Source organism: Agrococcus carbonis, assembly GCF_900104705.1.
In the GTDB taxonomy this organism is placed as follows: Bacteria; Actinomycetota; Actinomycetes; order Actinomycetales; family Microbacteriaceae; genus Agrococcus; species Agrococcus carbonis.
In genome coordinates this window covers 1063595-1077454 of sequence record NZ_LT629734.1, presented here as the reverse complement: position 1 = coordinate 1077454, position 13860 = coordinate 1063595, and the positions used below count along the sequence as shown (strand labels likewise).

Annotated in this window: 16 protein-coding genes and 3 tRNA genes; 12 read left to right on the top strand and 7 right to left on the bottom strand. The window is 73.6% G+C overall.

Features of this window, described 5'->3' with window-relative positions; genetic code table 11:
- Nucleotides 1-7: 7 nt before the first annotated feature.
- The 9 genes from BLT67_RS05160 (at nucleotide 8) to BLT67_RS05120 (ending at nucleotide 6392) form a co-directional block, all read left to right on the top strand.
- Entirely contained in the window at nucleotides 8-1972 is a 1965-nt protein-coding gene (locus BLT67_RS05160; RefSeq protein WP_092666021.1) for a glycoside hydrolase family 13 protein, read from the top strand.
- Between the two features lie 68 nt (nucleotides 1973-2040).
- Nucleotides 2041-2112: transfer RNA gene (locus BLT67_RS05155), tRNA-Thr, on the top strand.
- Nucleotides 2113-2150: 38 nt separating this feature from the next.
- A tRNA-Met gene (locus BLT67_RS05150) sits at nucleotides 2151-2224 on the top strand.
- 157 nt (nucleotides 2225-2381) lie between these two features.
- Entirely contained in the window at nucleotides 2382-3326 is a 945-nt protein-coding gene (locus BLT67_RS05145) for a homocysteine S-methyltransferase family protein (RefSeq protein WP_231945594.1), read from the top strand.
- Between the two features lie 10 nt (nucleotides 3327-3336).
- Nucleotides 3337-3786, top strand: a complete 450-nt coding sequence (locus BLT67_RS05140) for a MaoC family dehydratase N-terminal domain-containing protein (RefSeq protein ID WP_092666020.1) — start codon at nucleotides 3337-3339, stop codon at nucleotides 3784-3786.
- On the top strand, nucleotides 3786-4208 hold the full coding sequence (locus BLT67_RS05135; protein ID WP_092666019.1) for a MaoC/PaaZ C-terminal domain-containing protein: 423 nt from the start codon (nucleotides 3786-3788) through the stop codon (nucleotides 4206-4208). Before BLT67_RS05140 ends, BLT67_RS05135 begins: the two co-directional genes overlap by 1 nt.
- Nucleotides 4205-5365: a UDP-N-acetylmuramate dehydrogenase gene (locus BLT67_RS05130; RefSeq protein WP_092666018.1), complete on the top strand. Its 1161-nt coding sequence runs from the start codon at nucleotides 4205-4207 to the stop codon at nucleotides 5363-5365. The genes BLT67_RS05135 and BLT67_RS05130 overlap by 4 nt, the downstream gene beginning before the upstream one ends.
- A gap of 37 nt (nucleotides 5366-5402) precedes the next feature.
- Nucleotides 5403-5852, top strand: coding sequence for a VOC family protein (locus tag BLT67_RS05125; protein WP_092666017.1), 450 nt, complete (start codon nucleotides 5403-5405; stop codon nucleotides 5850-5852).
- Between the two features lie 33 nt (nucleotides 5853-5885).
- Nucleotides 5886-6392: an SRPBCC domain-containing protein gene (locus BLT67_RS05120; RefSeq protein ID WP_157674190.1), complete on the top strand. Its 507-nt coding sequence runs from the start codon at nucleotides 5886-5888 to the stop codon at nucleotides 6390-6392.
- A 204-nt stretch (nucleotides 6393-6596) separates the two neighbouring features.
- Here the strand turns inward: BLT67_RS05120 and BLT67_RS05115 are convergent, their stop codons facing one another.
- From BLT67_RS05115 to rraA, 7 genes are all read right to left on the bottom strand, one after another.
- Nucleotides 6597-7211: a response regulator transcription factor gene (locus BLT67_RS05115; RefSeq protein ID WP_092666015.1), complete on the bottom strand. Its 615-nt coding sequence runs from the start codon at nucleotides 7209-7211 to the stop codon at nucleotides 6597-6599.
- The gene (locus BLT67_RS05110; RefSeq protein WP_092666014.1) at nucleotides 7208-8356 is read right to left on the bottom strand and encodes a sensor histidine kinase; all 1149 of its coding nucleotides are present in this window, start codon (nucleotides 8354-8356) and stop codon (nucleotides 7208-7210) included. Before BLT67_RS05110 ends, BLT67_RS05115 begins: the two co-directional genes overlap by 4 nt.
- 18 nt (nucleotides 8357-8374) lie before the next feature.
- Nucleotides 8375-9229, bottom strand: coding sequence for an ABC transporter permease (locus BLT67_RS05105; RefSeq protein WP_092666013.1), 855 nt, complete (start codon nucleotides 9227-9229; stop codon nucleotides 8375-8377).
- Nucleotides 9226-10080, bottom strand: coding sequence for an ABC transporter ATP-binding protein (locus BLT67_RS05100; RefSeq protein ID WP_092667538.1), 855 nt, complete (start codon nucleotides 10078-10080; stop codon nucleotides 9226-9228). Before BLT67_RS05100 ends, BLT67_RS05105 begins: the two co-directional genes overlap by 4 nt.
- A 187-nt stretch (nucleotides 10081-10267) precedes the next feature.
- Nucleotides 10268-10882: a GNAT family N-acetyltransferase gene (locus BLT67_RS05095; protein WP_092666012.1), complete on the bottom strand. Its 615-nt coding sequence runs from the start codon at nucleotides 10880-10882 to the stop codon at nucleotides 10268-10270.
- Nucleotides 10875-12068 (bottom strand): pyridoxal phosphate-dependent aminotransferase, encoded by a 1194-nt coding sequence (locus tag BLT67_RS05090; protein WP_231945593.1) that lies wholly within the window; start codon nucleotides 12066-12068, stop codon nucleotides 10875-10877. The genes BLT67_RS05095 and BLT67_RS05090 overlap by 8 nt, the downstream gene beginning before the upstream one ends.
- 40 nt (nucleotides 12069-12108) lie before the next feature.
- Nucleotides 12109-12573 (bottom strand): ribonuclease E activity regulator RraA, encoded by a 465-nt coding sequence (gene rraA / locus BLT67_RS05085; RefSeq protein ID WP_092666010.1) that lies wholly within the window; start codon nucleotides 12571-12573, stop codon nucleotides 12109-12111.
- Nucleotides 12574-12718: 145 nt separating this feature from the next.
- On the opposite strand from rraA, the gene BLT67_RS05080 reads away from it, so the two are divergent.
- The 3 genes from BLT67_RS05080 (at nucleotide 12719) to nusG (ending at nucleotide 13855) form a co-directional block, all read left to right on the top strand.
- Nucleotides 12719-12791, top strand: a tRNA-Trp gene (locus BLT67_RS05080).
- A 66-nt stretch (nucleotides 12792-12857) separates the two neighbouring features.
- Entirely contained in the window at nucleotides 12858-13127 is a 270-nt protein-coding gene (gene secE, locus BLT67_RS05075) for a preprotein translocase subunit SecE (RefSeq protein ID WP_231945592.1), read from the top strand.
- On the top strand, nucleotides 13085-13855 hold the full coding sequence (nusG, locus tag BLT67_RS05070) for a transcription termination/antitermination protein NusG (RefSeq protein ID WP_092666008.1): 771 nt from the start codon (nucleotides 13085-13087) through the stop codon (nucleotides 13853-13855). Before secE ends, nusG begins: the two co-directional genes overlap by 43 nt.
- The last annotated feature ends 5 nt before the right edge of the window (nucleotides 13856-13860 follow it).

Below are 13860 nucleotides of genomic sequence, written 5' to 3'. Positions count from 1 at the left end.
TGAGCGCGTGCTCCAGCCCCACCACGACGGATCGCCCCTGCACGTCTCGACCCTGACGCCGTCCCTCGGCGACGTGGTGCGGGTGCGCCTGCGCATCCCCTCGTCGCTCGATGCGCCGCTCGAGGTGCTCGTGCGCTCCAACCCCGACCGCGAGCCGTTCTTCAACAAGGCGGTGCACCTCGGCGCGGCCGGCGCGTACGACTGGTGGGAGGCCGAGATCCGGGTGGCCAACCCCGTGCACCGCTACCGCTGGCTCGTGCACTACGCATCCGGCCACACGCACTGGATCAACCAGGAGGGCGTGCACGCGATCGAGACGCGCGACGACGCCGACTTCGCGCTCGTCGCGCACCCGGCTCCGCCGGCGTGGGCGACGGATGCGGTGCTCTACCAGGTCTTCCCCGACCGGTTCGCGCGCTCCGAGCAGGCGGCGACGCATCCGACCCCCGAGTGGGCGGTCGCCGCCGAGTGGGGCGACGCGGTGATCGGCTCGGGCCCCGGCGTCTCGGAGCAGCTCTACGGCGGCGACCTCGCGGGCGTCGAGGCGCACCTCGACCACCTCGTCGACCTCGGCGCGACCGTGCTCTACCTGACGCCCGTCTTCCCGGGCGCGTCGAACCACCGCTACAACGCGTCGACGTTCGACGTCGTCGATCCGCTGCTCGGCGGCGACGAGGCGCTCATCTCGCTCGTCGAGGCGGCGCACGCGCGCGGGCTCAAGGTGCTCGGCGACCTCACGAGCAACCACACGGGCGACACCCACGACTGGTTCGTCGCGGCGCAGGCCGATCCGGATGCGCTCGAGCGCGGCTTCTACTACTTCCACGAGGGCGGCAGCTACGCCGCGTGGCTCGGGCACGCGTCGCTGCCGAAGCTCAACTGGAACTCGCGCGAGCTGCGGCGCCGCTTCATCGAGGGGCCCGACTCGGTCGTGGGGCGCTGGCTGCGACCCCCCTATTCGCTCGACGGCTGGCGCATCGACGTCGCCAACATGACGGGCCGCTACGAGGACGACGACCTCAACGCCGAGGTGCGCCAGACGATCCGCCGCACGATGCTCGAGATCAACCCCGACACGCTGCTGCTCGGGGAGTCGACCAACGACGCGACCGACGACTTCCAGGGCGACGCGTGGCACGGCGCGATGACCTACGCCAACTTCACCCGCCCGGTGTGGGGCTGGCTCTCGGTGCCCGGATCCGCGGCGTTCGGCGGCCTCGGCATGGCCCGCTCCGTCATCCCCTCCTACTCGGGGGTCGACCTGCACGCGCAGCACCAGCGCTTCATCGCGGGCATCCCCTGGCGCACGCGGCTGCACAACATGAACGCGCTCGACACGCACGACACCCCGCGCTTCGCGACGAACGCGCTGCCGGGCGCCGTCCCGGTCGCGCTCGGCATGGCGGTGTCGCTCCCCGGCATCCCCGTGGTCTGGGCGGGCGACGAGCTCGGCCTCACCGGCGTCAACGGCGAGGACTCGCGCACGCCGATGCCGTGGGACGCGCTCGACGACCACGCCGACGCGCTGCAGCTGCACCGCGAGCTGCTCGCGCTGCGCGCGTCGCAGCCCGCCCTGCGGGGCGGCGGGATGCGGTGGCTGCACGTGGGCGAGGAGGTGCTCGTCTGGGTGCGCGAGACCTCCGCGTCGAGCGTGCTGTGCGTCGCCGCGCGCGGCTTCTACGACGTGGTCGTGGAGGAGGGGGTGCTCTGGCTCGACGGCGCGCTCACCCGGCTCTTCGGGGAGGGCGGCGCGCACGTCTTCGGCGACGGCGGGCTGCGGCTCACCGGCGCGGGTCCCGCCTTCACCGCGTGGTCGCTGCCGGGCGTCGAGGTGCCGCGGGGCGACGGCGAGGAGGAGCTCGCGCAGCTGCTCGAGGAGAACGCCTCGCAGGACGCCGCGCTCGCGCACGGCGAGCCCGCCGAGCCGACGCTCACGGCGGCCTGGAGCAAGGACACGCTCGTCGACCCGTAGCCCTCGCGAGTGTGCGCGCAGGCGCCCGCCGGTGCTACGATGTTCCGGTTGCCTGCTCAGCGGGCATCGCCCCGATAGCTCAGTGGTAGAGCACTTCCATGGTAAGGAAGGGGTCGCGAGTTCAATCCTCGCTCGGGGCTCGCGTTCGCTTGATGCCTCGTGCTTGGGTGGGCGTCCTGGCGGGGTAGCTCAGTTGGTGAGAGCGCACGACTCATAATCGTGAGGTCGCGGGTTCGAGCCCCGCCCTCGCTACCGCCAGACGAAGGGGACCGGATCGATCCGGTCCCCTTCGTCGTCCCCGGACGACCCGCGCATCCGCCCCCGAGCAGCGGATCTGGGGCATGGACGGCGGGCGCCACCCGGCGTAGCGTGCGTGCCAGCACCGCAGTGCATCTGGAGGAGGACGACGATGTCCCTCGAGACCATGACCCGCGAGGCGGAGCACGGCTGGCCCACGCCGACGCATCCGTACGTCACCGACGGCGGGCTGGAGACCGACCTGGTCTTCAACCATCGCGTCGACCTGCCGCACTTCGCCGCCTATCCGCTGCTGCGCACCGAGCGCGGCCGTGCGCTGCTCGCGACCTACTTCGCGGCCTACGCCGCGATCGCGCGCCGCTTCGGCGCCGGACTGCTGCTCGAGACCCCCACGTGGCGGGCCAACCCCGACTGGGGCTCCCGGCTCGGCGACAGCCGTCGCGACCTCTACGACGCGAACGTGCACGCCGTGCGCCACCTGCAGGAGCAGCGCGACGCGTACGGGCTCGACGACGTGCTCATCAGCGGCGCGGTCGGCCCGCGCGGCGACGCGTACGCGGGCCACGGGCCGATGGACCCCGGCACGTCGCAGGTCTACCACGAGCAGCAGGTCGACGCCTTCGCCGAGGCGGGCGCCGACCTCGTGACCGCGTTCACGCTCTCGGATCCCGGCGAGGCCATCGGCATCGCGCGCGCCGCGTACTTCCACGGGCTGCCGGTGATCATCGGCTTCACGGTCGAGACCGACGGCCGCATGCTCGACGGCTCGACGCTGCACCAGGCGATCGCGGCGGTCGACCGCGAGGCGCACGTGCTGCACTACATGATCAACTGCGCCCACCCCGAGCACGTGCGCGGTGCGCTCGAGGAGGGCGGCCCCTGGCGCGAGCGGATCGCGAGCGTGCGCTACAACGCGTCGACGAAGAGCCACGCCGAGCTCGACGCGGCCGAGCAGCTCGACGCGGGCGACATCGACCGGCTGCGCGACGGCCACGAGGCGCTGCGGCCCCTGCTGCCGGGGCTCGCGATCGTCGGCGGATGCTGCGGCACCGACGCCCGTCACGTGGCCGCGCTATGGGAGGGGACCGCCGCCTAGACTGGCTCGCGTGGCAGTGAACCCCGAGCTCCAGGGCAGGCAGTACCCGCCCATCCGGCCGTACCTCGTCGGGCGCGAGAAGGTGCGCGAGTTCGCGCGCGCCGTGCAGGCGACCCACCCCGAGCACCACGACGTCGAGGCAGCGCGCGCCGCGGGCCACGCCGACGTCGTCGCGCCGCCGACCTTCCCGATCGTCATCCAGCAGCTCACCTGGAACCAGCTGCTCGACGACCCCGAGGCCGGCATCGTGCTCGAGCGCATCGTGCACGGCGACCAGCGCTTCACCGCATCCCGCCCCATCGTCGCGGGCGACGAGCTCACGGCGCAGCTCACCGTGACGCGCGTGCGCTCGCTCGGCGGCAACGACATGGTCACATGCGAGACTGCCGTGACGGATGCGTCGGGCGCGCACGTGGTCACGGCCACGTCGTCGCTCGTGGTGGCGGGGGAGGCGGCCTGATGGGCGCGGCGTTCGATCCCGCTGCGCTCGAGGTCGGCCAGGTGGTCGCCGAGCGCGAGCTGCGCTTCACGCGCGAGAGCCTCGTGCGCTACGCCGGCGCCTCGGGCGACTTCAACCCGATCCACTACCGCGACGACGTCGCCGCGGCCGTCGGGCTGCCCGGCGTGCTCGCGCACGGCATGCTGACGATGGGGGCCGCCGTGCAGCCGGTGGTCGACTGGGCCGGCCCGGGCCGCGTCGTCGACTACCAGGTGCGCTTCACCCGGCCCGTCGTCGTCGACGCCGAGGCGGGCGCCGACCTCCGCGTGGTCGCGACCGTCGGCCGCCTCGACGAGGGCGCTGCCCGCATCGACCTCACCGTCACGGCGGGCGACCAGACGGTGCTCGGCAAGGCGCAGGTCGTGGTGGCGACCGACCGATGAGCGATCGCCGCTCGTTGGCCGACGCCACCACCATGCGGGTGGGCGGCGAGGCGCAGCGCTGGATCGAGGCGACGACGCGCGAGGCGGTCGCCGCGGCCTACGCCGAGCTGCTCGACGACGAGTACGAGCCGCATCTCATCCTCGGCGGCGGCTCCAACACCGTCGCCTCCTCCGAGCCGTTCGACGGCACCGTCCTGCGCGTCGCGACCCGCGGCATCCGCACGCTCGCGGCGGCGCAGCCGCCGCGACGGCCGGCGGGCGAGGAGCCGCCCGCCGACGACGCGGTCGTGCTGCGCGTCGAGGCCGGCGAGTCGTGGGATGCGGTGGTGGCGCAGGCGGTCGACGAGGGCCTCGCGGGCCTCGAGGCGCTCAGCGGCATCCCCGGGTCGATGGGCGCGGCGCCGATCCAGAACATCGGCGCCTACGGGCAGGAGCTCTCGTCGACGCTCGTCGGCATCGAGCTGCTGACGCTCGATCGCGAGACCGACGAGCTCGTCGTGCGGCACGTGCCGGCGGCCGAGCTGCGGCTCGGCTACCGCGACTCGGCGATCAAGCGCGGGCTGCTCTCGGGCGTCGTGCTCTCGGTCGACGTGCGGCTGCGGCGCACCGCCGATCGGCGCAGCCAGCCCGTCGCCTACCAGCAGCTCGCGACGGCGCTCGGCGTCGAGCTCGGCACGCGCGTGCCGCTCGAGGACGTGCGGGCCTCGGTGCTCGAACTGCGGCGCTCGAAGGGGATGGTGCTCTCCGACGACCCCGATTCGGTGAGCGCCGGATCGTTCTTCACGAACCCGATCGTGTCGGCGCGCTTCGCGTCCGGGCTGCCGCAGGAGGCGCCCCGCTGGTCGGTGTCGCCGCAGCCGCTGGCGACGGTGCTGCCGCTCGACGCCGACACGCCCGTGCCGTCGCTCGACCGCCCGGTGCCGCAGGTGAAGCTCTCGGCGGCGTGGCTCATCGAGCAGTCGGGCATCGCACGCGGCTTCTCGCTGCCCGGCTCGCGCGCTGCGGTGTCGTCCAAGCACACGCTCGCGCTCACGAACCGCGGAGGCGCGACCGGCGAGCAGGTCGCCGAGCTCGCGCGCTTCGTGCAGGCGCGGGTCGAGAACCAGTTCGGCGTCCACCTCGTGCCCGAGCCGGTGCTCGTCGGCCTGCGGCTCTGAGCGGAATGCGCGGCCGAGCACCCGCGTTCTGCCACGCATGACGGATGCACCGAAGCAGCTGCGGCTCGTGGTCGAGACCTCGGACTTCGAGGCGGCGCTCGCGTTCTACCGCGACGCGCTGGGCCTGCCCGAGCTCGCCGCGTTCGCCGGCGAGGGCGACGCGCGCGTGGCGATCCTCGACGCCGGCCGCGCGACGCTCGAGCTCGCCAACCCGGCGCAGAAGCGGATGATCGACCGCGTGGAGGCGGGCGGGCACGCGAGCCCGCGCATCCGCGTCGCCTTCGAGGTCGAGGACGCCGCGGGTGTCACCAGGCGGCTCGAGGACGCCGGCGCCACGCTCGTCGCCGAGCCCGTCGAGACGCCGTGGCGCTCGCTCAACTCGCGGCTCGACGCGCCCGCCGACCTGCAGCTGACGATCTTCCAGGAGCTCGACGGCGAGGAGCGCTTCGTGTCCCCTGATGCCGTGGAGGCACCGCCCCGCCCTTGATCCGCGGCGGCGCGCATGACAGAGTCGGATGCGATGGGGGACAACCTGGAGTCGCACACGAGCAGCGCGCCGCAGCCGCCGCTCACCGGCCCGATCGAGCGCATCGACGATCCGCGCGCTCCGATCGAGCACTCGCTCGACCTGCCGGTCAGCCGCACGCGGGCGTACGACGCCTACGTGCTCGGCCTGCCCGAGTGGTGGCCGCGCGGCCTCACCGCGAGCGGCAGCGGGTTCGACCGCATCGACCTCGACCCGCATCCCGGGCACCGCATCGTCGAGCACGCTCGCGACGGCAGCGAGATCGTGTGGGGCGAGGTGCTCGAGGCCGAGCCGGGGGCGCGCTTCAGCCACACCTTCGGGCTGTCGCACGACGGCGACCCGAGCCGCGTGACGATCGTGTTCGCCGACCTGCCGCACGGCGGCACGCGCGTGCTGCTGCAGCACCACGGCTGGAACGAGTCGAACCTCGCGGGCCGCGCCAAGCACACCGACTGGTCGCAGCTGCTCGAGCGCTACGCCGCCTACGCCACCCACGTCTGACCCCCGCACCGCGCACGTCGCACCAACCCCGCAGGTCGAGGAGCGCGCGCCGCAGGAGCACTACCCCGCAGGTCCAGGAGCGCGCGCCGCAGGCGCAGCCGCAGGTCGAGGAGAGCGCGCCGCAGGCGCACGCACCCCGCAGGTCGAGGAGCGCGCGCCGAAGGCGCACGCGTCACGAGACCGGAGCCCAGCCCCGCCCGCCCCTCACACGAGCCCGCGCTCGATCCCCACCGCGACCGCGCTCGTGCGATCCCGCACGCCGAGCTTCGCGAAGATCGACTGCACGTGCGACTTCACCGTCGCCTCGCCGATGAACAGCTGCCGCCCGATCGCGGCGTTCGTCGCGCCCTGCCGCATGAGCGCGAGCACCTCGCGCTCGCGCGCCGAGAGGGCGGCCGACGGCGCGGCCTGCCGCTCGGCGAGCGCCCGCGCGACGCTCGGCGCCATGGCCCGCTCGCCGCGCGCGACGGCCCGCACCGCCGCGAAGATCTCGAGCGGCGGCGACGCCTTCAGCAGGTAGCCGGTGGCGCCCGCCTCGGTCGCGGCGAGGATGTCGGCATCCGAGTCGTAGGTCGTGAGCACGAGCACCCGCGTCGCGGGATGCCGGGCGAGGATGCGCCGGGTCGCCTCGGCTCCGCCGACGCGCGGCATGCGCAGATCGGTGAGCACGACATCCGGCAGCAGCTCGCCCGCCACGCGCACGAGCTCCTCGCCGTCGGCGGCCTGCCCCACCACCTCGAGGTCGCTCGCCTCGGCGAGCAGCGCCACGAGCCCGCCGCGCACGACCGGGTGGTCGTCGGCGACGACGACCCGGATCACGAGCCGCCCCCGCGGGCGAGCCGAGCCGTCACCGTCGTCCCGGCGGGGGAGGAGTCGACCTCGAGGCTCCCGCCCGCGAGCGCCATGCGCTCGTCGAGGCCGTGGAGCCCGAGACCGCGCGTGATCGTGGCGCGGTCGAAGCCGCGCCCGTCGTCGGCGATCCGCAGCACGGCGCCCGACGCATCCGCCCGCAGCTCGATCGCGGCGCTCGTCGCCTGCGCGTGCTTGCGCACGTTCGCGAGCGACTCCTGCGCGGTGCGCAGCAGCGCGACCTGCGCGTCGACGGGCAGGTCGACCGGCGGTGCGGCGACCGTCACGGCGATGCCCGTCTCGGCCTGGAACCGAGCGCCGAGCCGCTCGAGCGCGACGGGCAGCCCGTCGTCGAGCCCGACGCCGCCGTGCGCGGCGACGATGCCGCGCACCTCGGCGAGCGCGTCCTGCGCGAGCGCCTCGATCGAGCGGACGGTCTCCGCGTCGGGGTCGCTGCGCTGCGCGAGCATGGCGATGCCGGTCAGGTCCTGCGCGATGGTGTCGTGCAGGTCGCGAGCGATGCGGGCTCGCTCGGCTGCCGTCGCGCGCTCCCCGCTCAGCCGGGCGATGGATGCCTGCGCCTGCTCTAGCTCGCCGATCAGGCGCTCGCGCTCCTCGTTGGCGCGCGCGAGCCCCGAGATCCACAGGCCGATCACCATGCTGAACGCGAAGCTGAGCGCCTGGGTCGTCGCGAGCAGCAGCACCGCGTCGCCGCGCAGCCAGAACGCCACGAGCACGCCGCCGAAGAGCCCCGCGTTGGCGACGACGGCGCGTCGCGTGCTCGCTCCCGACGACACCCACAGCAGCGGCGCGGCGAGCGCCTGCACGGCGCCCATCGGGCCGTACGCGTGGGCGGCCACGGCCGCGCCCGCGATCGCCGCGAGCTGGAACCCGGGCGTCGCGATGTCGGCGAGCATCGCGCGCCGCCGCAGCAGGTAGCCCGCGCCGACGGCGAGCACGCCGGCTGCGGCCTGCGCGATCGCGGCCGGGGTGCCCGCGAAGCACGCGACGACCAGCAGCACCACGACGCCGGCGCCCACGAACGCATCCCACATGCGGGGGTCCTCGGTCGGCGGCCGGCGCACGCCGGCGATCGCCCGCGGTGCCTCGGTCATGTCGCCCGCCTTCGCAGCTCAGCCGCGCTTGATCCAGCGGAAGGTCAGCGCTGCCACCACCGTACCGATCACCGCCCAGAGGCCGAGCGCGGTCGCCACGCCCGCGAGGTTCCACACCTCGCCGACCTCGAGGTGGCGCGCGACGTCGGGCAGCATCGCGTAGCGCATGCCGTGCGCGACCCACGCGAGCGGCAGCAGGTTGGCGATCGCCTGCAGCCACTCGGGCAGCACCGTGAACGGCAGGTAGATGCCCGAGATGAACTGCATGACGAGCGCGAGCGGGATCACGACGGCCGAGGCGCTGCTCGCGCTGCGCGGGATCTGCGCGATCGCGACCCCCAGCACGGCGAAGCAGACGAGCGCGGCGAAGAACACCCACGCGAGCGTGAGCCAGCGCTCGGGCTCGGTGGGCAGCTCGAGCCCGAAGACGGTCGTCGCGACGGTGAGCAGCAGGGCCGCTTGCAGCAGCGTCGTGACGAGCAGCTGCCCGACCTTGCCGAGGAAGTACGACAGCACCGGCAGCGGCGTGGCGGCGAGGCGCTGCAGCGTGCCGTCGGCGCGCTCGGTCGCGATCTCGATGCCGAGGTTCTGCACGCCCGAGAGGAAGACGCCCGCCGCGAGCATCGCGGGCAGGTAGTACTGCGGCTGCGTCACCGCCTGGCCGTCGAGCTCGATGAGCGCAGGCACGTCGCTGAAGGCGCTCGCGAAGATCGAGAACAGCAGCACGGGGAACAGGAACGTGAACACGAGCGCGTCGCTGCGCCGCATGTACTGCAGCAGCTCGACCCGCACGCGGTCGACGGCGCAGCGCAGGGTGTGCCCCGGGCGGATGCGCGGGCGCGCGTCGGCGGGACGGGTGGCGGTGGTGCTCATGCTGCGGCCTCCTCGGGCTCGGTGGAGCCGATGAGCTCCAGGTAGACGTCCTCGAGCGAGGGGCGCACGACCTCGAGGCCGGCGGGCTCGCCGCCGAGCGACCGCACGACCGCAGCGGGTTCGGTCGTGCGCACCTCGTGGCGGCCCGACGCATCCGACCACCGCACGATCGGCGTGCGGGCCTCGGCGCCGCCGATCGCGTCGACGCGGTCGAGCGCGAGCAGCCGGCCGCCGGCGATGATGCCGGCGCGGTCGGCCAGCTGCTCGGCCTCCTCGAGGTAGTGGGTGGTGAGCAGGATGGTCGTGCCGTCGCTCGCGACCTGGCGGATGAGCTGCCAGAAGTCGCGGCGCGCCTGCGGGTCGAAGCCGGTCGTCGGCTCGTCGAGGAAGAGGACCTCGGGCCGGCCGATGATGCCGAGCGCCACGTCGACGCGGCGCTGCTGACCGCCCGAGAGCTTGCTGACGCGGCGGCGCGCGTGCTCGGTGAGGCCCACCGCGGCGATCGTCTCGTCGACGTCGCGCGCGTGCGGGAAGACGCGGGCGAAGTGCGTGAGGATCTCGCGCACGGTGAGGGCGCCGGCCTGGCCGGTCGACTGCAGCACGACGCCGATGCGGCTGCGCCAGTCGCCGTCGCCGCGCCGCGGGTCGACGCCGAGCACGCGCGCGGTGCCGCTCGTGGGCGAGCGGAAGCCCTCGAGCATCTCGACGGTCGTGGACTTGCCGGCGCCGTTGGGGCCGAGCAGGGCGAAGGTCTCGCCGCGGGCGATCTCGAACGAGACGCCGTCGACGACGGTGCGCGCGCCGTAGCGCTTCGTGAGGCCGTCGACGACGACCGGGGGTGCTGTGCTCATGCCTCCAGGCTGGCCGTGCGCGGCGCCCGGCGGATCCACCGATCGGTGGGTGACCCGCAGGTCGAGGAGCGCGCGGCCCTCGGCCGCACGCGTCACGAGACCGGAGCGCGCCCGCCCCCTCCGCAGGTCGAGGAGCGCGCGCCTAGGGCGCTCGCGTCACGAGACCGGAGCCGCTGCCGAGCCGGCGTCAGCCCGCGAGCATCCCCACCTGATCGGGCGCGCCGCCGCCGATCGCGATCTCGTGGGCCACGCGGAACCCGAATCGCTCGTAGTAGCCGATGAGCTCGGGCACGCACTCGAGATAGGCGGGCAGCCCCTGCTCGCGGCTGCGTCGCAGGCCAGCCTCGACCAGCGCGCCGCCCGCGCCCGTGCCCCGGGCGGCCGGCGCGGCGCCGAGCGCCGAGAGGTACCAGTGCGGCTCGCCCGGGTGGGCCGCCTCGAGCGCGCGCTCGAGCGCAGGCCCCTTGCCGCCGAACTCGCGGAGCGTCGCGCCGTCGGCAGCGCGCACCAGGCGCGGCATGCTCAGCAGCCCGCGCCACCAGGGCGCCTTCCAGCGGCCCGGCGGCGCCCACGCGGCCACCGCGACGGGCGAGCCCGCGGCCTCGGCGACGAGCACGGCGCCGGGCGACGCCAGCAGGTGCTGCAGCGAGCTCTCGAAGAAGGCCGGCAGCAGTCGCTCGCGCGCCGCGTCGTCGGCGATCAGCCACCGGAAGGTGGCCGTGCCGCCGAACGCGCTCGCGAGGGTCGCGGCGAGCGCCGGCGCCTCGTCGCGGCGCGCGGCGCGCACCACCGGGTCAGGCACCGAAGAGGCGCTGCAGGCGCTGCACGCCCTCGAGCAGCGCGTCGTCGCCGAGCGCGTACGAGAAGCGCAGGTAGCCGGACGGGCCGAACGCCTCGCCCGGCACGGCGGCCACCTCGGCCTGCTCGAGCATCAGGTCGGCGAGCTCGAGGCTCGACGTGGGCGTCACGCCGCCCCACTCCCTGCCCAGCAGGCCCGACACATCCGCGTAGACGTAGAAGGCCCCCTTCGGCGCCGGCACCGAGAAGCCGTCGATCCTCGAGAGCTCGTCGACGATCGTCCGGCGGCGCCGGTCGAAGGCCGCGAGCATCTCGGCGACGGCGTCCTGCGGGCCGTTCAGCGCCTCGGCCGCCCCGAGCTGCGCGACGTTGTTGACGTTGCTCGTCAGGTGCGACTGCAGGTTGCCCGCCGCCTTGATGACATCGGCGGGGCCGACCATCCAGCCCACCCGCCAGCCGGTCATCGCGTAGGTCTTCGCGACGCCGTTCACGAGGATCGTGCGGTCGGCGAGCGCGGGCACGGCCTCGACGATGGAGACGGCGCGCTCGCCGTCGTAGGTGAGGTTCTGGTAGATCTCGTCGCTCACGACCCACAGGCCTTGGCGCTCGGCCCACTCGCCGATCTCGCGGATGCGCTCGGCCGGGTAGACGGCGCCCGTCGGGTTCGACGGCGAGACCATCAGCAGCGCCTTCGTGCGATCCGTGCGCGCGGCCTCGAGCTGCTCGACGGTGACGAGGTAGCCCTGGTCGGCGCCGGCGAAGACGTCGACCTGGCGGGCGCCGGTCAGCCCGATCGCCTCGGGGTAGGTCGTCCAGTAGGGGGTGGGGACGAGCACCTCGTCGCCCGGGTCGAGGATCGTCTGGAACGCCTGGTAGACCGACTGCTTGCCGCCGTTCGTCACGAGCACCTGCGAGGGCTCGACCGCGAGCCCCGAGTCGCGCAGCGTCTTCGCCGCGATCGCCTCCCGCAGCTCGGGCAGGCCGGCCGCCGGCGTGTACCGGTAGTTCTTCGGATCGGCGAGCGCCCGCCGCGCGGCCTCGACGATGTTCGGCGGCGTCGCGAAGTCGGGCTCGCCGGCGGCGTAGGAGATCACGTCGCGCCCGGCGGCCTTCAGGGCCTTGGCCTTCGCGTCGACCTTCAGGGTGGCGGATTCGTTGATGGCGGCGATGCGCGCGGCGATGCGGTTCACGGCCCCAAGCCTAGGGCGGCGCGGATGCGGCGCGCAGCGGTCAGCGTGCGACGAGCACGCCGTCCTCATCCGCCCACAGCATCGCGCCGGGGCGGAAGTCGACGCCCCCGAACGACACCACCGCATCCGCCTCGCCCGCACCGTCCTTCGCGCTCTTGCGCGGGTTCGAGCCGAGCGCCTTGACGCCGAGGTCGAGCGCCGCGAGCGCGGTGCGGTCGCGCACCGGTCCGTTGATGACGACGCCGGCCCAGCCGTTCGCGACCGCCGACGCCGCGATCATGTCGCCCATGAGCGCCGAGGCCATCGAGCCGCCGCCGTCGACGACGAGCACCGCGCCGTCGCCCGGCGTCGCGAGGGTCGCCTTGACGAGCCCGTTGTCGTTCCGGCACCGGATCGTGCGCACGGGGCCCGAGAAGCGCATCCGCCCGCCGAGGTCCTGCAGCTGCAGCTCGAGCGACTGCAGCTCGTCGCCCCGCTCGTCGTAGAGATCGGCCGTCGTCGTCATGCGGCCACGGTAGCGACACTCGGGCGGCGCAGCGCGAAGTGGACAGCAGGCGCGGCATCGAAGTATGCTGTTCCCTTGGTGGTTGACGACTGCCATGCTGGCGCGTGCCCCCGGGCGCACGGGATGCATGGCCGACCACCAGCCCAGGGCGGTGGCGCAATTGGTAGCGCAGCGGTCTCCAAAACCGCAGGTTGCAGGTTCGAGTCCTGTCCGCCCTGCTCGGGGCGCCGGACGGCGCCCGTCGGGCCCAGGCATCCGCCGGGTCGAACGGATGAAGGGTCATTGTGGCTGAGAACGCGATCGAGGAGGCCCCCCGCTCACGCGAGGGCGCCTCTCGCAACCCGTTCGTGCGCCTGGTCGCCTTCCTCAAGGAAGTGCTGGTCGAGCTGCGCAAGGTGGTCACGCCGACGCGCAAGGAGCTCATCCGCTACACGCTCGTCGTGCTCGTCTTCGTCGTGTTCATGATGGCGCTCGTGTTCGTGCTGGACACGGCCTTCTACGGACTCGCGGGTTGGCTCTTCGGCGACATCCCGCCGTTCGGCCTCGGCGGCTGAGCCCGATTCGCGACGCTGAAGGAGAAGGTGCACACGTGTCTGACGTCAACGACCTCGACATCGAGCTGAACAAGGCGCTCGACGACCTCGTCCCCGACGAGGAGAAGCCGGCCGAGCCGACGACCGACCCCTACGAGGACTTCAAGCGCGAGATGCGCATGAAGCCGGGCCGCTGGTACGTCATCCACTCGTACGCGGGCTACGAGAAGAAGGTCAAGGCCAACATCGCCTCGCGCGCCGAGAACATGCAGGTCGACGGCATCTACGAGATCCAGGTGCCCACCGAGGACGTGCTCGAGACGAAGAACGGCCAGGCCAAGCGCGTCAACCGCGTGCGCGTGCCCGGCTACGTGCTCGTGCGCATGGACCTCGATGAGGACACCTGGTCGGTCGTCCGCCACACGCCCGGCGTCACCGGCTTCGTCGGCAACGCCCACAACCCCGCGCCGCTGCGCTTCGACGAGGCCTTCACGATGCTGAAGCCGATCGCCGACGAGCAGCTCGCCGAGCAGCAGAAGGCCACGCCCGACGCGCAGCCCTCGCAGCTCACGGTCGAGGTCGACTTCGAGGTCGGCGAGACCATCACGATCACCGAGGGCTCGTTCGCGGGCTTCCCCGGCACGATCTCCGAGATCCAGCCGGCGAGCCGCAAGCTCACCGTGCTCGTCAGCCTGTTCGAGCGCGAGACTCCGGTCGAGCTCGGCTTCGGCCAGGTCAGCAAGCTCTAGTCCCC